19 protein-coding genes are annotated in these 20,449 nt (G+C 50.7%); 9 read left to right on the top strand and 10 right to left on the bottom strand.

Annotation, left to right across the window (positions count from 1 at the left end; translation table 11 throughout):
- Positions 1-56: 56 nt before the first annotated feature.
- Positions 57-1,136, bottom strand: coding sequence for a porin (locus UNDKW_RS16790; protein ID WP_162059603.1), 1,080 nt, complete (start codon positions 1,134-1,136; stop codon positions 57-59).
- Positions 1,137-1,488: 352 nt separating this feature from the next.
- Entirely contained in the window at positions 1,489-5,130 is a 3,642-nt protein-coding gene (locus UNDKW_RS16785; RefSeq protein WP_162059602.1) for a hydantoinase B/oxoprolinase family protein, read from the bottom strand.
- A gap of 391 nt (positions 5,131-5,521) precedes the next feature.
- On the opposite strand from UNDKW_RS16785, the gene UNDKW_RS16780 reads away from it, so the two are divergent.
- The 8 genes from UNDKW_RS16780 (at position 5,522) to UNDKW_RS16745 (ending at position 13,975) form a co-directional block, all read left to right on the top strand.
- On the top strand, positions 5,522-6,562 hold the full coding sequence (locus tag UNDKW_RS16780; RefSeq protein WP_232063014.1) for a TRAP transporter substrate-binding protein: 1,041 nt from the start codon (positions 5,522-5,524) through the stop codon (positions 6,560-6,562).
- Between the two features lie 128 nt (positions 6,563-6,690).
- A complete protein-coding gene (locus tag UNDKW_RS16775) occupies positions 6,691-7,968 on the top strand; it encodes an ABC transporter substrate-binding protein (RefSeq protein WP_162059601.1) in 1,278 nt (425 codons plus the stop codon).
- Between the two features lie 150 nt (positions 7,969-8,118).
- A complete protein-coding gene (locus tag UNDKW_RS16770; RefSeq protein WP_162059600.1) occupies positions 8,119-8,985 on the top strand; it encodes a branched-chain amino acid ABC transporter permease in 867 nt (288 codons plus the stop codon).
- Positions 8,986-9,006: 21 nt separating this feature from the next.
- Positions 9,007-10,077 (top strand): branched-chain amino acid ABC transporter permease, encoded by a 1,071-nt coding sequence (locus tag UNDKW_RS16765; protein WP_162059599.1) that lies wholly within the window; start codon positions 9,007-9,009, stop codon positions 10,075-10,077.
- The gene (locus UNDKW_RS16760) at positions 10,074-10,787 is read left to right on the top strand and encodes an ABC transporter ATP-binding protein (protein ID WP_162042101.1); all 714 of its coding nucleotides are present in this window, start codon (positions 10,074-10,076) and stop codon (positions 10,785-10,787) included. Before UNDKW_RS16765 ends, UNDKW_RS16760 begins: the two co-directional genes overlap by 4 nt.
- Positions 10,787-11,491 carry an ABC transporter ATP-binding protein gene (locus UNDKW_RS16755; RefSeq protein WP_162042100.1) on the top strand — a complete coding sequence of 235 codons (705 nt, stop codon included), beginning with the start codon at positions 10,787-10,789 and terminating at the stop codon, positions 11,489-11,491. Before UNDKW_RS16760 ends, UNDKW_RS16755 begins: the two co-directional genes overlap by 1 nt.
- Positions 11,492-11,592: 101 nt before the next feature.
- Positions 11,593-13,239: a methyl-accepting chemotaxis protein gene (locus UNDKW_RS30985; RefSeq protein WP_197892913.1), complete on the top strand. Its 1,647-nt coding sequence runs from the start codon at positions 11,593-11,595 to the stop codon at positions 13,237-13,239.
- 163 nt (positions 13,240-13,402) lie between these two features.
- Entirely contained in the window at positions 13,403-13,975 is a 573-nt protein-coding gene (locus UNDKW_RS16745; RefSeq protein WP_162059598.1) for a winged helix DNA-binding protein, read from the top strand.
- 45 nt (positions 13,976-14,020) lie between these two features.
- Here UNDKW_RS16745 and UNDKW_RS16740 read toward each other — a convergent pair whose 3' ends face one another.
- The gene (locus UNDKW_RS16740) at positions 14,021-14,296 is read right to left on the bottom strand and encodes a hypothetical protein (protein ID WP_162059597.1); all 276 of its coding nucleotides are present in this window, start codon (positions 14,294-14,296) and stop codon (positions 14,021-14,023) included.
- A gap of 248 nt (positions 14,297-14,544) precedes the next feature.
- On the opposite strand from UNDKW_RS16740, the gene UNDKW_RS16735 reads away from it, so the two are divergent.
- A complete protein-coding gene (locus UNDKW_RS16735) occupies positions 14,545-15,402 on the top strand; it encodes an HDOD domain-containing protein (protein WP_162059596.1) in 858 nt (285 codons plus the stop codon).
- Positions 15,403-15,412: 10 nt separating this feature from the next.
- Here UNDKW_RS16735 and UNDKW_RS16730 read toward each other — a convergent pair whose 3' ends face one another.
- From UNDKW_RS16730 to UNDKW_RS16700, 7 genes are all read right to left on the bottom strand, one after another.
- Positions 15,413-16,186: a LytTR family DNA-binding domain-containing protein gene (locus UNDKW_RS16730; RefSeq protein WP_162059595.1), complete on the bottom strand. Its 774-nt coding sequence runs from the start codon at positions 16,184-16,186 to the stop codon at positions 15,413-15,415.
- A gap of 12 nt (positions 16,187-16,198) precedes the next feature.
- A complete protein-coding gene (locus UNDKW_RS16725; protein WP_162059594.1) occupies positions 16,199-17,266 on the bottom strand; it encodes a sensor histidine kinase in 1,068 nt (355 codons plus the stop codon).
- Positions 17,267-17,278: 12 nt separating this feature from the next.
- Positions 17,279-17,965: a LiaI-LiaF-like domain-containing protein gene (locus UNDKW_RS16720; protein ID WP_162059593.1), complete on the bottom strand. Its 687-nt coding sequence runs from the start codon at positions 17,963-17,965 to the stop codon at positions 17,279-17,281.
- A 48-nt stretch (positions 17,966-18,013) separates the two neighbouring features.
- Positions 18,014-18,373, bottom strand: a complete 360-nt coding sequence (locus tag UNDKW_RS16715) for a LiaI-LiaF-like domain-containing protein (protein ID WP_162042092.1) — start codon at positions 18,371-18,373, stop codon at positions 18,014-18,016.
- Between the two features lie 201 nt (positions 18,374-18,574).
- Complete coding sequence (locus UNDKW_RS16710) at positions 18,575-18,946, bottom strand: hypothetical protein (protein WP_162059592.1); 372 nt, start codon at positions 18,944-18,946, stop codon at positions 18,575-18,577.
- Positions 18,947-19,071: 125 nt separating this feature from the next.
- Positions 19,072-19,518 carry a DUF2214 family protein gene (locus UNDKW_RS16705; RefSeq protein ID WP_162059591.1) on the bottom strand — a complete coding sequence of 149 codons (447 nt, stop codon included), beginning with the start codon at positions 19,516-19,518 and terminating at the stop codon, positions 19,072-19,074.
- Between the two features lie 130 nt (positions 19,519-19,648).
- Positions 19,649-20,419, bottom strand: a complete 771-nt coding sequence (locus tag UNDKW_RS16700; RefSeq protein ID WP_162059590.1) for a thioredoxin family protein — start codon at positions 20,417-20,419, stop codon at positions 19,649-19,651.
- Between the last annotated feature and the right edge of the window lie 30 nt (positions 20,420-20,449).

Raw genomic sequence — 20,449 nt, 5'->3', positions numbered from 1 at the left:
AAGTCAATTCATTGTGTCGCTTGATGATGTGCGCTTATTCTGCGTTGTTACCTGCATTAAAAACTGTGACGTATGCCCACATGCAGGGCGCTGTCACCAGAGCCTGCTTCAATCGCGCTGCCTACCGTGTAGCCAGCACCATTCTTGTTGTCTATCTTTGCGTAGGCTGCATACAGATCCGTTCGCTTGGACAATGAATAGATATAGGCCACCGCCAACTGGCTGGCATCCTGGTTCTTGACTGTCTTGTCATCTTTGCGGATATACGATGCCAAAATCTTGTTATTACCAAATGGCACAGTCACGCCCAGCAAAAAGTCTGTGGAATCTGTCGATGCAGTTGGTGCAATCAGGCTGCCAAATGGATTGGCAGTATTACGCAACGGTGAGCTGTTAAGGCCCTTGTTGACGCCGTATGCCAGATGCGCTTTTGCCACGCCAAAATCATAAGTCGCAGCCAGCAAAGTGGTTTTGCCATCATCGGTATTCTTCAATGTGGCTGTGTCGTTATTGCGGTTGTGGTAACCAAGGCGTACAGCGAAGGGGCCAGAGGTATAGGCAATCGCGGCACCAAGCTGGCGACCGGCAGAAGTGTCACCAGCGGTTTCACCAAAGCCATAAGCTAACTCACCAGTCAGGCCATCAAAAGAAGGTGTCACGTATTTCAGGGTATTGTCCATGCGGCTGGAACCAGCACCAGAATTAGGCATGATATTGGCCGCGTCGCCTGCAAAACCGGTGACGAAAGGATCGGCAAAAGCCAGTGTCAAATATTCTGGCGTATATTGGCGACCAGCTGTCAGCGTACCAAAATCGCCTTTGACGCCGACGTATGCCTGGCGTCCAAACATCAGGCCACCCTGGCCCAGAGAACCTGTATCGACATTGATACCGCTTTCCAGCAGGAAGAAGGCAGACAGCCCACCACCAAGGTCTTCGGTACCTTTGAAACCCAGGCGAGAACCAGAACCTATGCCGCTCGTCAGTTTGCTGACAGAGCCAGCGCTGCCGCCTCTTTCTAATGCGATGCCGGTATCGACGATGCCGTAAATGGTGACAGAAGATTGTGCCGAAGCAGAATTGGCAAAGGCGCCAATAGCGCCAAATACAGCCAAAGCAAGGAAAGTCTTTTTCATGTGGTTCTCTCAAAAAATAGATAAGGAAACGATGTTGCTGTCAAAAGAATCGCCTTTGCTGTGAGCAAGCATGCTGTCTGGTGCAAGCGATAAGGGCGATTACCAACCGGATTTCCTGTGATTGCAGTCGGTAATTTATTATCGATGAAAAATATAATGTTTACATATAAGTTGTTTATAAAACGTTGATAAAAAATGGATGTTGCGTTGTTAAAAAGTTGAAATTGCGCTGAGGGTAATATTTACGCTCTGGATTTTTGGCAAAAAAATGGTCAGTGATTGAAGTCACTGACCAGATTTTCAATTCATGTTTTGGTTATTGTGGATGATGTAGCTGTCGTAGCAGACAGTTTTATGCCTTTCCATAACCGCCACCACCAGGGGTTTCAATGACAAAAATGTCGCCAGGCTGCATGTCGGTGCTGGCCACAAAACCCAGCTCTTCGGTGCTGCCATCATTCCTGATCACATAGTTCTTGCCGCAGGCACCTGCTGCGCCACCAGCCGCACCAAAGGGGGCATACACGCGGTTATTCGAGAGTATCGAAGCCGTCATGTTTTCCAGGAAGCGTATCTTGCGCACGCCGCCATTACCGCCATGCCAGCGGCCTGCACCGCCTGAATCTGGCTTGATTTCATAGCTCTCCAGCCTGACGGGATAACGCCATTCCAGTATCTCAGGATCAGTCAGGCGTGAATTCGTCATATGGGTTTGCACTACGTCCGTACCATTGAAACCTTCACCCGCACCAGAGCCACCAGAGATGGTTTCATAGTATTGGTAATCATCATTACCAAAGGTGAAATTATTCATCGTGCCAGGTGAAGATGCGACAACACCCAGCGCACCATACAGTGCATTGGTGATGCAACTCGATGTTTCCACATTACCGGACACTACCGCCGCCGGGTAGCGCGGATTCAGCATAGAACCTTCAGGGATGATGACTTTCAGCGGTTTCAAACAACCGGCATTGAGTGGAATATCATCGTCAATCAAGGTCCTGAATACATACAAAACAGCTGCCATGCAAATCGCACTCGGCGCATTGAAATTATTGTTCAGTTGCGGTGAAGTGCCGGTGAAATCCACTTCTGCAGAACGTGATGCATGATCTACGCGGATGGCAACCTTGATGATGGCGCCATTGTCGAGCTTGTATTCATAGCTGCTGTCCTGCAGGGCAGTGATGACACGCCTTACCGCTTCTTCAGCATTGTCCTGTACATGGCCCATATAGGCCTGCACGACATCCAGGCCATAGTGCTGCACCATCTTCAGCAATTCATCGACGCCTTTCTGGTTGGCGGCAATCTGCGCCTGGAAGTCAGCCAGGTTTTGATGGATATTGCGGCAAGGGTATTTGCCGGAAGAGAGCAGGGCTATGGTTTCTTTTTCCAGGAACTTGCCAGCGCTGACCAGTTTGAAGTTATTGATCAACACACCTTCTTCTTCGACTACCGTGCTGTCTGCGGGCATGGAACCGGGCGTGATACCACCTATGTCAGCATGGTGGCCACGTGAACCTACATAGAACAAGACCTCGGTGCCTTCTGCATTGAAGGCTGGTGTGATGACAGTAACGTCAGGCAAGTGGGTGCCGCCGTTATACGGGTCATTGAGCATATACACATCGCCCGGTTGCATGCTGCCAGCATTGGCGCGGATGATGGTTTTGATACTGTCGCCCATGGAACCCAGATGCACAGGGATATGCGGCGCATTCGCAATCAGGTTACCTTCTGCATCAAACAGGGCGCAAGAGAAATCCAGACGCTCCTTGATGTTGACCGAGAAGGCCGTATTTTGCAGGCGCAAGCCCATTTGCTCGGCGATGCTCATGAACAGGTTGTTGAATACTTCCAGCATGACCGGGTCAGCTTTGGTGCCTATGGCCTGCCGCTTGGGGCGTGCTTCCAGGCGGGTGAATACCAAATGGTTCAATGCTGTGACTTCTGCGCCCCAGCCAGGTTCTATGATGTTCGTCGCATTTTTTTCTGCGATGATGGCAGGGCCTTTGATCTTGTCGCCTGGGCGCATGTCATCGCGGCCATACAAGCCTGTGTCATGCCATTGTCCGCCAGAGAACAATTTGACGATTTCCACTGGTTGCAAGGCCTGATTATTTTCTCGCGGCGGCAAGTATTCGACGCTTTCATTGCCTTCACCAGAGCTACCTATGGCTTCAACAGAAATCGCTTCTATGACGAGCTGCTTGTTGGACATCAGGAAGGAATAACGTTTTTTGTAGGCAGATTCAAACTGATAAATCATGCTGGCAATATCCTGCATGGCCACCACGATGACAGAGTCCGTTCCCTCATAGCGCAAGTGCACACGTTGCTTGACGCTGAGGTGTTCTGGTGCGACACCCTGACTCAGCAAATCATTGCTGGCTGCATCGGACAAGCGTGCCAGCTCTTTTTCCAGTGCGGGGATGGAGGTGGGGGCGAGTGGCAATTCCATCGCCAGTTCGCGCATGGCAGTCTGGTCTGCCAGGCCCATGCCGTAAGCAGACAAGACACCTGAGAATGGGTGAGCAAATACCTTGGTCATGCCCAATGCATCTGCCACCAGGCATGCATGCTGGCCGCCTGCGCCACCAAAGGTGGTCAGGGTATAGTCAGTCACATCATGGCCACGCTGCACAGAGATAAATTTGATGGCATTTGCCATATTGCCGACGGCAATTTCAATAAAGCCTTCTGCCACTTCTTCAGGGGATTTACGTATGCCTGTGGCTTTTTCTATGTCTGCCGCCATGGCTGTGAATTTCTCGACGACAGCATCACGGTCCAGTGACATGTCGGCTTTGGGGCCAAACACTTTAGGGAAATAAGTTGGCTGGATTTTACCCAGCATGACATTGCAATCAGTCACCGCCAGTTGCCCACCGCGCCTGTAACTGGTGGGGCCAGGGTTGGCACCTGCACTGTCCGGGCCTACACGATAGCGGGTACCATCAAAATGCAGGATGGAACCACCACCGGCAGCAACGGTATGTATGCTCATCATTGGCGCCCGCATCCTGACACCGGCAACCTGGGTTTCAAATTCGCGTTCAAACTCACCAGCATAATGGGACACGTCAGTCGAGGTACCACCCATGTCAAAGCCAATGATCTTGTCAAAGCCCGCAGTCTGGGCGGTGCGCACCATCCCGACGATGCCGCCTGCCGGGCCAGACAAAATAGAGTCCTTGCCCTGGAAGCGGAGCGCATCTGTCAGGCCGCCATTACTCTGCATGAAGAACAGGCGCACGCCATCCATCTTGCTGGCAACCTGATCAACATAGCGGCGCAGGATAGGGGACAGATAGGCATCCACTACGGTCGTGTCACCGCGCGAGATCAGCTTCATCATCGGGCTGACCTGGTTCGAAATCGAAATTTGCGTGAAGCCTGCTTTAGCAGCGAGTTCGCCTATGATGTCTTCATGCTGGGTATGTCTGTAGCCATGCATGAGCACGATGGCCAGTGCGCGGTAACCGTCTTTATATAAAGCAGCGAGCTCTTTTTTGACTGCTGCCTCATCCAGGGCTTGCAAGACATTGCCGTGCGCATCTATGCGTTCATCAACTTCCACGACTTTTTCATACAAGAGTTCAGGCAAGACGATATGGCGGTCAAACAGACGAGGGCGGTTTTGATAAGCGATGCGCAGAGCATCACGAAATCCCTTGGTAATAATAAGTGCGGTTGGGTCGCCTTTGCGTTCCAGCAGGGCATTGGTGGCAACGGTGGTTCCCATCTTGACTGCAGACACCAGCTCAGGCGAGATATTCTGGTCAGGGCTCAAACCCAACAGGCCTTGTATGCCTGCAACGGCAGCATCTTTATATTGTTCAGGATTTTCTGACAGCAGTTTATGGGTCAGTAATTTGCCATCCGGGCGGCGCGCTACGATATCAGTAAACGTACCACCTCTATCTATCCAGAATTGCCAGCGTTGATCTTCAACGAAGTCATTGTGTGCCTGTTTCTGTTCGTTCATTTTGCAACCACCTTTCATAAAGAGATGTTGCCGTTTCTTCGGCAAAGTCTTATCCCGGTCTGGAGTCATTCCTGTCCGTGCCTGCAAACTTTGTGTCAAAAATCAGACAAATATTTGTTTGCGCTGCATGCCCGGAAATATCAGGAGTAATGGCTATCCAATATTAAAAAAGCAAAAAAGTTCACTGTTCTTGTGCATCGCCGCCACAGCGTGGTGCAGTTCTTTTCATACTGGTTTTCATCTTAATAACAGCAAGGAAAAAAATTTTATAAACATCTTGTAGATTTTTCCTTTGATGATATTGTAGTAGTTATTGAGATTAAATGTAAGATATTTTATTGACGATTTATCGATAAAACGTTTACGATATAAAACATTGAGGGAGCAAATGATGGCAGATTCAATTCGCAACAAGCTGAGTTTTTCCTGCTTATCTGCTCTTTTTCGTAAGGGATTTGTTGGTATTTATATGTTGGTGGCTGCGATCATGGCCGCCAGCGCGCAGGCTGAGACAGTGGATATACGCATCGCTACTGCTTATGCTGCAGATAATTTCCAGACGATGAATTTGCAACAGTTCGCCAAGGACGTAGCAGTTGCCAGCAATGGCCAGGTGAAGATGACGGTGTTCCCTGCAGGTAGTTTATTGAAGCCAGCGGATATATTTCCTGGTGTGGTGAATGAAAAGGCTGAGGCTGGAGAAGTCATCATGTCCAGCCTGGCGAAAGAGATACCGGTGTTTGGACTTGATTCCTTGCCATTCACCGTCAGGGGTTATGAAGATGCACATAATCTGTGGGTGGCTTCAAAGCATGAAGTAGAAAAAGCATTGAGCAAGCGAGGTTTGAAGTTACTGTATTCAGTACCCTGGCCGCCACAGAATCTGTATTCAAAAAAGCCATTGAGTTCACTGGCAGATTTCAAGGGCATGCGCATGCGTAGTTACAACCCGGCCAGTGAACGTATTGCCGAGCTGGCGATGGCGACGGCAGTACCAGTGCAAGTGATAGACCTGGAAAAAGCAATCGCCAGCGATAAACTGGATGTGATGATCACTTCGAGCTGGACTGGGGTGGAAACCAAGGCCTGGAGCAAGATGGGGTATTACTACCAGGCCAATGCCTGGATACCAAAAAATATTGTCTTCATCAGCCATAAAGTATTTTCCAGACTGGATGCTGAAACGCAAAAGAAAATGATGGAGGCAGCTCAGGCCGCAGAAAAGCGTGGCTGGAATATGAGTCGCGACAGTGATGCAGGGTATGAAAATCAGCTACGCAATAACAAGATCAAAGTAGACCGGGTAGATGCACTATTAAGAAATAACCTCGACAGGCTGGGAGAACAGTTTGTCAGGGAGTGGTTGAAAACCGCAAGCAGTGAAGAAGTATCGATTTTATTGAAATACACGACTGAAAGGTCGATGAAGTAAATCTTTGGCTGGCAAGCTCGGGCAGGTTTGTGCAAGTGCAGACAAGGGCAGAAGTAGCAGCATAGGAAAGGGCTCTCATCAAAGTATTAGCAGAGGGCTTACATTTAATTAAATTGGAGCGTTTAATAATGTTTACAAATACCATCAAAAAAATTGCCCGCGCCGGTCTTCTGGCCAGTCTGGGTCTGAGTTTTTGCTACTCTGCCTATGCGCAGCAAGAAATCAAGATAGGCGTTATCTATCCATTGTCCGGTGCGGCTGCATCGTCTGGCAGTGAAATGAAAAATGCGCTGGAACTGGCTGCTGACATCGTCAACAACGGCGCCAAAAGTGTGCCCAACCTGCCATTCTCTGCTGGCGGTGGCTTACCTAATTTGAAGGGCGCAAAAATCAAGCTGGTGTTTGCTGACCATCAGGGCAACCCGCAAATCGGTGCCACTGAAACCGAGAGACTGATCACCCAGGAAAAAGTAGTCGCCGTTGTTGGTGCTTACTTCAGTAATGTGACCGCTACTTCCAGCCAGGTCGCAGAAAAATACAAGATTCCTTATGTGAACCCTGAATCATCTTCTTCTACCTTGACACAGCGTGGTTTCAAATGGTTCTTCCGTACCACGGCCCATGATGATTTGTTTGTCCATAATTTCTTTGATTTCTTCAAGGAGCTCGAAGCCAAGAAGGGTATCAAGGTCAAGCAACTGGCTACCTTTAATGAAAATACCTTGTGGGGCAATGAAACCACCAAGCTGGAAACCAAACTCGCAGGCGAGAAGGGCTATAACCTGGTCAAGACCATCGTCTATCCAGCGAAAAGTACACAGCTGACTTCTGAAGTACAGCAATTGAAATCTGCCAGCCCGCAGGTTGTCATGCAGTCTTCTTATCTGGGGGACGCCATCATGTCCATGAAAACCTATAAAGAACTGGGCTTTTCACCTGACATGATTTTGGCAAACAATGCCGGTTTTACGGATACAGAATTCCGCCGCACCCTGGGCAAGGACGCTGATTACGTCATCACACGCGAAGTCTGGTCACCTGATCTGGCAAAAAATAACCCGCTGATCAAGCAAGTCAATGATTTGTATAACAGCAAATACAAGGCTGACTTTACCGGCAATTCTTCCCGCACCTTCACTGGTCTGATGACACTGGTCGATGCCATCAACCGCGCCGGTTCTACCGAGCCAGAAGCCATCCGTAAAGCACTGACAGAAACCAATATCCCTGCCAATAAACTGATCATGCCGTGGAAGGGCGTGAAGTTTGATGAACATGGCCAAAACGTTTTGGGTTCAGGCATCCTGGTGCAGATTATTGACGGCAAATACAACACCGTATGGCCTTTTGACCTGGCAACTAAAGATGTGGTCTGGCCTATGCCTAAGTGGGACCAACGTAAATAATATGTTCAGCAAGACATGAAGCAAACTTGCCCGGTTATTACCGGGCAAGGGCAACAGAAAGTAAAAAATGCCGGGCGCTATCTGACGATACCTGACGATACATGAGGTCGGTTTTACATAGCTATACATAAGAGGAAGTGCGAGGAGAAAATGTCTCTTGAAATTATTATTCAAACCCTGGCGTCAGGGATACTGATCGGTCTGATCTATGCGCTGGTGGCGATAGGTTTGACGCTGATCTTTGGCGTCATGGATATCGTCAATTTTTCTCATGGTGAGTTTTTGATGTTCGGCATGTACTCCAGTTTCTGGATGTACTCGCTGTTCGCCTTGGACCCCATGTTTACCCTGCCTTTAACGGCACTGTTCCTGTTTGCGCTTGGCACAGTGTTGTACAAGCTCATCATCAAGAAGATCACCAATGCGCCGATGCTGTCGCAAATTTTTACGACCTTTGGCCTGATGATGCTGTTCCGTGGCCTGGCACAGTTTTTCTGGAAGCCGGATTTCAGGACGGTGGACCATTCCGTCGTCTCTGGCGCGGTACAGATATTCGGCATACAGGTGGGCATGCCGCAGGTGACTGCCGGTGTTGGAGCAATCCTGGTGACCATGGGTATTTACCTGTTCCTGACCAAGACCCGCGCTGGCGCGGCATTGGAAGCCACTGCGGCTGACAAGGAAGCAGCGCAACTGATGGGTATAGATTCGCAAAAAATGTTTGCCATGGCCTGGGGTATAGGTGCTGCCTGTGCTGGTGTGGCGGGTGCATTGCTGTCTACTTTCTTTCCCATCTTCCCGGAAGTGGGGGCGAACTTCATCCTGATTGCTTTTGTGGTCGTGAATCTCGGTGGTTTTGGCAGTGTTATCGGCGCCTTGTTTGCCGGGATCATCGTTGGTGTCATTGAAGTCATGGGCGGTTTTCTCATCGGGCCGCAATACAAGCTGGCACTGGTACTGGCCTTGTTCCTGGCGGTACTGATGTTCCGTCCGCAAGGGTTGATGGGCAAGCAATAGCGTAGAAGAGAAGGTACAAAAATGAACATACAAGACAAAACCGTGATCTCGGCGCAAGAGTTGCTGGCGCCAGATTCACATGGTAATTCCTCGGTGAAATACATATTGCTGGCCTTGTGCGTACTGGCTGCATTGCTGGTGCCCGTCGTGGTCAAAGATCCTTCGCACCAGAATCTGGCGATATTGATTTTGATGGCAGCGCAATTGGGTGTGGCCTGGAATATCGTCGGTGGTTATGCAGGCCAGGTCTCGCTGGGGCATGTCGCCTTTTACGGGCTGGGTGCATACACCTCAACATTGTTGCTGACACAGTTTGGCCTGAATGCCTGGGTGGCGATGATCTGCGGCGGTGTACTGGCGGCAGCAATCAGTCTCATCATAGGCTGGTCATGCTTTCGCCTCAACGGGCATTACTTTGGCATGGCGACTATCGCAGTGGCTGAAATCATCCAGATCATTTTCACGAACTGGGAATATGCCGGTGCTGCTGTTGGCCTGACCATACCTATGGACCAGCAAGGCTGGGGCAGCATGATATTTACTGACAAGGCACCGTATTACTACATCGCCCTCGGTCTCTTGCTGGTGACGCTGGCGGTGAATTACTGGATAGAACACAGCTATCTCGGTTACTACTTCCGGGCCATCAAGGATGAACCAGATGCAGCGCGCAGCCTGGGTATCAACCTCAGCCGTTACAAGCAAATTGCTTTTGCCGTCAGCAGTTTTTTTACGGCGATTGGTGGCAGCCTGTATGCGCAGAAGGAATTGTATATAGACCCCGGTTCAGTCCTGCATACCGGTCTGTCGATCAAGATGGCACTGGTGTCTATCCTTGGTGGGGTGGGTACTTTGCTGGGGCCTGTCATAGGTGCCGGTGTACTGACTTTCATTGAAGAAGGTACGCGTGCCCTGTTTGGTGGCTCTGGCCGTGGTACCGACCTGGTGATTTATGCGGCCTTGATCGTGGTCATCGCGGTGTATTACCCGACAGGTGTTATGGGCTGGGTCAAGCAATTTTTTGCACGCAGAAAAGCAGTCAAGGCACAAAAAGAGCAGGATGTACAAGAGGCAAAAAGGGAGGCAGCATGAGTTTGTTAAGAGTAGAAAGCGTCAGCAAACGCTTTGGCGGCATTACCGCCAACCAGGATGTCTCCTTTGAAGTCGGTGCTGGCAAGATCGTTGGCCTGATAGGCCCAAACGGTGCAGGCAAGACCACCATGTTCAATTGCATTGCCGGTTATGCCCCACCTACGACTGGTGAAATCTGGATGAATGACATCAAGGTGTCAGGCATGAGCCCCGAGCAATGTGCACGTGCAGGCATAGGCCGTACCTTCCAGGTGGCGCGTACCTTCACCAGCATGACAGCGCTGGAAAACGTCATGGTTGGCGCCTTCCTGATCAACAAGAATGTGGGGGATGCGCGGCAGAGTGCCACCAAGTTGCTGAACTTCGTCAACCTTGGGCAGTTCAGGGACAAGCCCGCAGGAAGCATGACCATCAGCGAGCAGCGCCGCCTGGCGGTAGCACGTGCACTGGCCGTCCGGCCACGCCTGTTGCTCATGGATGAAGTCATGGCCGGCCTTAACCCGACTGAAGTCCGGGAGACGGTGGATGTGGTCTTGAAAATCCGCGAAGAAGGTATTTCCTGCCTCATTGTTGAACACGTACTGGAAGGCATCATGCCGATTGCCGATGCGATAGTTGTGCTTGATTATGGCAAGAAAATTGCCGAAGGCAGTCCTGAACAAGTATCTAACGATCCCAAAGTGATCGCTGCCTACCTGGGAGATGAATGATGCTGCAAGTAAGAAATCTGAGAGTCAGTTATGACGGCGTGCTGGCCTTGTCCAAAGTTGATATTGATGTTGAGAAGGGCAAGATCGTCGCCCTGGTGGGTGGTAACGGCAATGGCAAATCCACTACCTTACGGGCAATTGCCGGCTTGAATGCGGCAGATGCAGGGCAGATCGTATTCGATGGCAAGCCACTGGAAAAAATCCCGGCCAGCAAAAGGGTGGGGCTGGGCCTGTCATTGGTGCCGGAAGGGCGGCGCATCTTCGCCCGGCTGACGGTAGAAAGAAACCTGCAACTGGGTGCCTATACCCGCCGTGATGATGACGAAGTGGCTGAATCCATAGACACCATGTACACGCTCTTTCCCATTCTCAAGGAAAGGCGTTACCAGCTCGCTGGCACCATGAGTGGTGGTGAGCAGCAGATGCTGGCAATAGCCCGTGGTCTGATGGCCAAGCCCAAGATGCTCTTGCTTGACGAGCCATCCTGGGGTATCGCTCCCAAGTTCGTCACCAAGGTGCTTGACACCATACAACTGATCAATGAACAGGGTATGTCGATACTGCTGGTTGAGCAAAACCTGCACAAGGCGCTGGCAATTGCGCATAACGGTTATGTCATACAGACAGGCCGTATCGTCATGCAGGGCACGGGGCAAGAGCTGCTCAACAACGAAGACGTCAAGAAAGCCTACCTGGGCGTCTGACAGCAGATAAATGGCAGTAAGCAGATCGACGGCAAGTGCCTGCACTTGCCGCTGGCCTGACTCGTCCGCGAATTTAGCAGGTTTTGAATCAGGGGTTAGCCATGTTGAACAAGTACATCAGGAACTGGAAGATAGGTCACAAGCTGGGTCTGGGTTTTGCGTTTGTCATCTTGCTCATGCTGGCACTGACGGTGACGGGATATACGCAACTGGGGCGGGTCAACCAGGGTGTGAATCTGGTCGTCAAGGAAGTCTATCCCAAGACTGCGACTGTCAATCGCATCAAGGCTGACCTCGACCACATCGCTCGCAGCATGCGCAATCTCTTGCTGCTATCGACGCTCGATGAGAGAAAACCTGAGCAGGCTGCCATCGATAAATCAGGCAAACAGATAGAGCTTGATCTCGCTCAGTTTGGCAAACTGGCCAGCTCGGCTGAAGAGAAAAAATTACTGCAAGCTGTGCTGGCGGCAAAGCAGCGTTATCAGCCTGTGCTCGACAAGTTTCTCAAGCTGGTGGTGGAGAATGAGGTGGAGCAGGCCAAGGACCTGGTCTTGCCTGAAATCGCCCCTTTACAAGACCAGTATTTTGCCGCACTTGATCAACTGGTGACATTGCAAGCCAGCCAGATGGAACGCAGCGGCAGCGATGCTGCGTCCATATCCGGCGCGGCACAAGTGTTGATGATCATCTTGCTGGCTTTCGCGGGTCTGGTGGCAGTGTTGATCGCCATCTTGACGACCAGGGCGATTACGGCTTCCCTGAAGGCAGCTATCCTGCTTGCCGAGTCTGTGGCTGGAGGCGATTTGCGGGCTGACATAGAAGTCAGGAGTAATGATGAAACAGGTCAATTGCTGACATCGCTGAACCAGATGAGCCAGAGTCTGATTAACACCGTAGGCCAGGTCAGGAAGAGTTCAGAAAATATCGGCCTTGCCTCACGCGAAATCGCCAATGGCAATATGGATTTATCCAACCGTACCGAGCAGCAGGCATCTGGTCTGGAAGAAACTGCGGCGTCGATGGAACAACTGACAGCGACTGTAGGCCAGAATGCAGAGAACGCCGCCCAGGCACATGACCTGGCGGGCAAGGCTTACCAGCATGCAGGCAAGGGCGGCAAGGTCATCGATCAGGTGGAACTCACCATGGGTGCAATCAAGGCCAGCTCGAACAAGATAGTCGATATCATCGGTGTCATTGACGGCATCGCTTTTCAAACCAATATCCTGGCGCTGAATGCTGCGGTGGAGGCGGCGCGGGCAGGGGAGAACGGACGCGGTTTTGCGGTGGTGGCGGCCGAAGTGCGCAACCTGTCGCAAAGATCAGCCAGTGCGGCGAAAGAGATCAAGACCCTGATTGCTGACTCAGTTGGGCAGGTCGATACTGGTGGCAAGCTTGTCAACGAAGCCAGCCTGACCATGCGCGATATTGTCATCTCAGTCCAGCATGTGGCTGAGATCATCAGCGAAATCAGTGCGGCCAGCCGTGAACAGAATACCGGCATAGTCCAGGTCAACCAGGCTATCAGCATGATGGACCAGATGACTCAGCAAAATGCGGCCCTGGTCGAGCAGGCGGCTGCGGCAGCCCGGAGCATGCAGGATGAAGCTGAATTACTGGTGGAGACGGTGGCGGTGTTCAAGCTGGAAAAAGCAATGCAGGCTGCACCGGCACCGGTGGATATACCGGTGCATGCCAGACCGGCATTGCGCATGTCCAGCAATAGCAAAGTGCTGCGTAGCTAAGGTGAATATGGCAGACGAAGTATGAGGGCTGTGGATAAAAACATAAAACATCGATTTTTTATTGATAAATCAACGCGAAAAGACTGACTTTTTTCTCAAAGAAGATAAAATCAGGCTATGAATTACGCCAGTCTTTTATTCAATTTATCTTTAAAGAATCATTATGTCCACGACCAAGCCTGTCAAAAAAGCCACCCCTAGTCCGGCTGCATCTACTGCCACTACTGCCGCGCCCAGGGTGCCTATCGTCTCCTCTTCCCATCTGGCTGAGGGCAGGAGTGCAGAATTGAGTGAATTTGAATTTGGAATGATTATCGCCAGCAACGCCTTCAACCGCTGGGCGGTCAGGTGCATGGCTGCGGTGGGCATGAAAGACATGACTATCACTGATGTATTGGTGCTGCATCATATCAATCACCGGGCGCGTGAGAAAAAACTGGCCGACATCGCCTTCATCCTGAATATCGAAGATACCCATATCGTCAATTATTCATTGAAAAAACTGCAAGCGCTGAAACTGGTGCAGACAGAGAAACGCGGTAAGGAAATCCTGTATTCGACCAATGAAGCAGGCCGTGATATCTGCCGTCGTTATTCTGAAATCCGTGAGCAGGTATTGGTATCTGCACTGACGGGTGATGGTACCGAGAGTTTTGAGCTGAGCGAGCTCGCACGCTTCTTGCGGGTATTGTCAGGTTTGTACGAGCAGGCAGCCAGGGCTGCAACGTCCTTGTAAATCCCGCCCCTATGCAGCGTTTCCTGTCATGGGGACAGCCCTGCTTTACTGCTCCTGATTCAATTGCCTGGCCTGCTTCTGGTTCTTGTTGATGTTAATCGCCAGCAAGATGACGATGAGTTTGAATATCATGAAAGCGATAAAGATGCTCAGGGCCAGTGGCAATATCATCAGGGCGACTGCGATCACCATGCAGATCACCAGCAAATGCGGCAGCGGCAGGGCCATCATCGCCACAAAGGCTTTGCGACAAAGATAAAAGAATTCATGGGCAGCCTGGCGCATCAGTGTGAATAATTGTTCGGTTTGAGCAGATTTCATGTCATTTCCCTTTGTTTTCTGTTTTTCAATATCTTGTTGCAATGAATACAGATTACGCCTTCACCATCTGCCATGCACCGGCTTTGCGACGAAATGCGTGAATATGGGATTAAAAGGTGGCTAGAGCCTGTGAAATGGATAGAGGTCAGTAAGTGCAATTGATAATTCATGTAAGCAGACTTTGCCAAGCCTGCGTAAACAGGTTTCGCAAGGTACAATAAAAAATCGTCAGCATCCTTATTGCTATCATGACAGACCAAAAAAACACTGAATTCGCTTTCCTTGAAGCTTTTACTGCGGAATTGTCTGCCAAAAAGCTGGTATTTCCCACGTCTTTGGGGGCAACCATGAAGATCAGGAAAGCGTTGAGCCAGACTGATATCTCTACTGATATGGTGACACGCATCATAGGTACTGAGCCTGTCTTGTCTGCCAAGGTTTTGCACCTGAGTAATTCAGCCAGTTTTAATGCCCAGGGAAGAAAAATCAGTGATTTGCGCGCCGCCACAAATTTGCTGGGATTTTCTGCAGTACGCAATCTCGCCATCTCCATAGGCATGAAGCAACTGGCCGAAAATAAATACAATGGCAGCCTGTCAGCCCAGATGGATGGTCTCTGGCGGCGCAGCCTGCGAGTGGCAGCTCTTGCCATGGTGATAGCCAGGACATATACCCGCCTTAGCGCTGACAAGGCCATGCTGGCCGGTTTGCTGCATGATATAGGCAAATTCTATATCCTGAACCGCGCCAACCATTACCAGGAATTGTTCAAGTCTGAGCAGGTGCTATGGGATTTGATCGACCACTGGCATGCCAGCATAGGCAGCGCGATACTGGAAGACTGGGAAATTTCTGAAGACATCCGTGTTGCTGTCATGGACCACCGTGACCACAGACCCGGCCCTACCCACAAAGTTGGTTTGATCGACGTCGTGACAGTGGCAGATTTTCTCGACGCCCATTTCGTCAATGAAAGTATAGACACGCTGGACTGGAATGCCGTACCAGCGAGTTTCAAATTGCTGAATATTGATCAAGACAATATTGAGGCCCTGATGCAGGAAACCAGGACGGAACTGGCCCTGGTATTGAAGGCAATCAACTAAGCGCCAGGCCCTAACTCAGCAGGGCACGCAGACGTTCATTGCCAGCCCGGCTGACAGCTACCTGGGCGCCGCTTTTGAGGATGGCAACCTGGCTGTCCTTGCTGGTTTTTTCAATTGACTGTACAGCATTGATCTGTACCAGGAAAGAACGGTGTACCCGCACAAATTTGCTGGCATCAAGCTGGGCCTCAAGTTCGGAAAGGCTCTGTGTCTTCATATACGATTTGCCCGCCGCATGGATAAGGATATAGTCGTCCTGGGCTTCAACATAGTCTATGCTATCCAGCGGCACGACATGCACCTGGCCACGGTCACGTATCAGCAGGCGTTGCAGTTTTTCGCTTTGCTGGGCCAGCAGAGTTTCCAGGGCTTGCGTGCTTGATGAGGTGGGCGAGGTGAGTGAGCTGGCGGAAGTTTCATGCGTCAGCAGCTTACGGGCCTTGCCCAGTGCTTCGTCAAAACGCTGCTGGGAGTATGGTTTCAATAAATAATCAACCGCATGCAGGTCAAAGGCTTTCAGCGCATATTGATCATAGGCCGTCGTGAAGATCACGCCGCTGCGCCTGCGTGTCAGTTCCAGCACTTCCAGCCCTGATAATTGCGGCATCTGTATGTCCAGCAAGACCAGGTCGGGATTGAGTTTGTTGATGGCATCGACAGCTTCCAGCCCGGTTTCGCATTCACCTATGACGTCCAGGTCAGGATGAGCACGCAAATATTCCAGTGATAATCTGCGGGCCAGTTCTTCGTCATCGACGATCAGGACTTGTAAGCGCTTATTCATACTTGCTCATGCTTATAGAAGATTGTTGGGTTCAAAAGGTAAAGCCATTTCCAGCGTAAACTTTTCATCTCCACGCTGCCAACTGACACGCGCCTGTTCTCCATAAAGGGCAAAAAAACGCTGGCGCAGATTGACCAGGCCCAGTCCATTGCCCGTACTATTGCCTGGCTCAGCGCTGACGGGGTTTTCTACTGCAATATGCAGCCATCCTTCGCGCTGGAATATCGTCACCCTGATCAGGCCGCCCTTGGGCAAATTACGTATGCCATGCTTGATGGCATTTTCCAGCAAGGGCTGCAGTATCATGGGTGGGATCAGGGCGCTTTCTGCTTCTTCCGTGACCTCAAACTCTGTGCCCAGCTTTTTGCCAAAGCGGATTTTTTCTACCGCCAGAAAGTTTTCGCACAGGCGCAATTCATCCTTGAGGCTGATTTTTTCTTTTTCTGCAATCGCCAGGGTTTGCCGGAAAAAATCAGCAAGGGCTATCGTCATCGTCCGTGCTGCAGTAGCATCAATCGCTGTCAGGGCACTGATGGAATTGAGGCTGTTAAACAGGAAGTGCGGGTCAATTTGCGAGCGCAAGACCTGTAGTTCAGCATCTCGTGCCAACAGCCGCGAGGCAGCTTCCCGTCTTTCTGCCTCACGTATATTGTCGAAGGCGATATACACATCAAATGCCAGCAGGGCCAGCAGGTAAACTGCAAAGCCTGTGATAAAAAACAGCACCAGCAAATGGCTGCTCAAGTGCAGCACCTCCACATCATCGGATGCCAATACCAATACCCGGTTCCAGCCATAGCATAGTCCCAGCCAGCTAAGGCCAGAAATCAGCGCTGCACTGGCAAACACCAGTGCAGCCAGGCTGAAGCTGCGGCGATTGAACGGCAGTGAACGACAGACAAAATAGGCTGAAGAAGTCAGGAAGCTGCCAAACAGGGCCAAAGGTAAAGAGAATAACAGGGCAAATGACCAGTTTGCCAGATCAGCCGCCACCAGCAGCCTGGCGATCAGCACCCCTGTCATCATCCAGGCAATGAGATAGACCAGGAAACGGCGGCGGTCCGACAGAATAGGGTGCATGGATCTTTAGCTTCAGTTGATGATTTCAACGCCACCCATGACGGCATAACCCTTGATGTAAAGCTTCTTCGCATTCAGCATGGGCGGTACGGTCTTGTCATCAAAGCCACCGAGTATGGGCGAGCCATGCGAAACCACGGTCCAGTCATTTGGTATCTTGAGGACGATGCCACCCCACATGGCAAAGACATTCAGGGTTGCTTCTGACTGTATCGATGCAGCACGCAAATCCAGTTCCACGCCACCCATGATGCAATTGATTTCACCACCGCGAAACTCCTGGGAGCTGTTTTGCAGCTTGTTGCCACTCATGACAGCAACGATATTACAGATCGCATCCTGGTTCGTGCCATTGTTGATCAGTTTTTCCTGATCGCCTATCTTGCCCTTGAAAATGACCATCAGCCCGGCAAAAATCATGAATACCGGCCACCAGTCACGCATGCGGAAATAAATGATGCCCATGTGATGCAGTATCAACAAAGCGCCCAGGCCAACAAAGCCGCAGCCTATGATGTAGCCTGCCGTAGTGTCGCTTTTTGAAATCTTCAATGCACCGACGAAGATGAAGACCATGGGCCAGAAGTGAAAAACTTCTCGTACGTTGAACAGATTCAGATTGTCTAGCAGGGCCAGCGCGCCAAAAATCAGGAGCATGCCCCCGATCAGGATGCGGCCTTGAGGGTTATTGTTTTTCATGATATTGATCCGGTATTGGTGAGCATTCGTTGTAGATAATGTAGATATTTATTTTTGCGTGTCCCTGGCCGCCAGCAAACCACCAACCAGATGCTGTATGCCAAAGGCAATCAACAGCAAAGGCCAACTGGTGCGGAAGTTCCATCCCCATAATTGTTCTATCGATACATACAGCCACAAGGCAAAAACCAGGCTGAAGCAGCCTTTGGCAATATGCTCAGGCTTGCCAGGGCTGATGATATCCACCAGGCCGCCTATGGCGATCATGGCTGGCAGCAAGAACCAGTAATCAAGCGCATGGATGACGTCCAGGCGGTCCATCAAAAAGACGCTACCTGCAACTATCAGGGTAAGACCGAAAAACAAATTGCCTTTGCTGTGGCGCTGGGTTTCAGAATTTGCAGACATATCTTGACCTTTCTATCATCAAAAACTTCTGTGTTTTTGTTCTGTGAGATCAAGATACCCAAAGCAAAGGCGCTTGTCGCGCCCCTTTCGGCGAATGACGGCTTTCGTCGGTGATTGACGAAACACCAGTGAGAATAGCGCTGGATTGACTAAAGTGCGGTATCAACGGCCCTGGTCAACGCCATCATGGTATGGCAGGCGTCAGCTCAAGAGTTGTATGAAGTGTTCAGCAGTACGTACTATGCGCTTGGATTCCGTGCCAAACAGGTCGTGCGTCTCCTGCACGATGTATTCGTTGGACCCCTTGGTACAGTACAGTAAACCACGGAAATTCGTCCCAAGATAGGCGAACGGCGCCAGCTTGGTCTTGACCGGTACATCGCTGCCTATCAGGGCACGCAGTTTGCGCTCTACATCATAGAGGCTTTTTTCATCCAGGGTGACAGTGGCCCCCTTGGGCGTGGGAAAGGTCGATTGAAAGGACGGGTTTTGCCCCATGGGGTTTTTGAACGTGATTTTAATGCCCAGCTTCAGGAATTTGGATACGGCGGTAAAGTCGTTTTCGTCATACATGGCAATGTCCCGGATAATTGTGCCGCCAAGCGCGATGGCAGCACTATATGATGTGGAAAGATTGCCAGAAATCAGGCATTTACACAACTTTTCTTGTCGCCTTTGTTCATCAAAACCATGCCGTTTTACATACTGTAACCCTTGGCCATGAGTACCGCGCCAGCAAGAATGAAGATGACCCCAGCCAGTTCCAGTTTCAATATGGTCTGTATGGTACTGGCCTGAGCATCAGGAAATACCGGCAACTGATTTTGTTTTACCGCCTTGCCCCAGCGCAGGAATACCACAGTAGGGTAGATGGATAACAGCCCAACAACGATGAAGGCAGTCATCTTGAGCATGAAGGCATGGCTATGCAGATAGTAATCCTGGCCTTTTTCAAAGTACATCACACGCAAGACACCCAGCACGATGATGAGCATGGCGCTCAGGCCATAAATGCTGTCGATGAAGCGCAGGCTTTTAGCCGATGACACGGTAAGCGGCTGACGCACCAGCACAAGTTCTGCCAGCAGCGTGCTGACCAGGGTAAAGGCGGCGATATGATGCAGCAAAGCGACGAGTATATTCACGGCGATGGCTCCTTTGGCGACTGGCATGAAAGTGCAGAAAGTCTAAGCCATTTATGCCTTGCTTGCTTAAAAAATAAGACCAGGCCGTTGAATTTTGTCGCAAGCTATCAAAAATCTGGCGTGAGCAGTGTTATTGCTGCAGGGCCTCACATAGCGGCATGCTAAGCGCCTGCAAGATATTGCCTTGTTTGTCCTGGGCAAACGCCAGTAGCGACAGGTTCTTGCGTTTGGCATTGGCAGGTACACTCAGTCGGGCAGCAAAGCTTGCCGGCTTGCCAGCGGCGAGTGGGTAAGCATCACCCCATTCCCTGGCGACAAAGTCATGTTGTAAAGTGGCACCCCAGTTTTCGCCTGCCTGTATCTTGCTCACCAGGCCTTGTTCAAGCAGGGCAAAATGCAGCTTTGCATCTTGCGTGCTATTGCCTTGCAGAGTGAAAAACAGCTTGTTATCTGCCAGTTTTTCTATGCCCAGACGCAATGATGTCGCGGCAGGTTTTTGATTGATACGGCGGATGTCATCTGCCATGCCATTGCGCCAGCTACGTAGTTCTTTGCCAGCGATGAATATTTCTGGCGTATAGACAGTGCGGCTATTCGCAAGATCAGCCAAAGCCCTTTGTCTGTCGGTATAAGTCTTTTTGGCAAACACATCTTTCCAGCCCAGGTAATCCCAATAATCAACATGCAGGGAAACGGGAATGACTTGTTCACTGTTCAAACCCGTGCTTTGATACAGACGACTGATGGTTTTGTCGGCGGGCGGGCAACTGTCGCAACCCTCAGAGGTATACAACTCAAGCAAGGCAACGGTGTGTGCAGGGCTGGATTTACTACAGATTTCTGCGGCTTGCATATTGCTGACTGCGCAGGAAAAAACGCCAAATAAGAGCAAGGCTTTCATGAACCATCCTCAGTGAGTGGATATTCATTG

The sequence above is a fragment of the Undibacterium sp. KW1 genome, from assembly GCF_009937955.1.
Taxonomy (GTDB): Bacteria; Pseudomonadota; Gammaproteobacteria; order Burkholderiales; family Burkholderiaceae_D; genus Undibacterium.
Note: the sequence above shows the minus strand (reverse complement) of the source record. Positions and strands in the feature narration are given on the sequence as shown.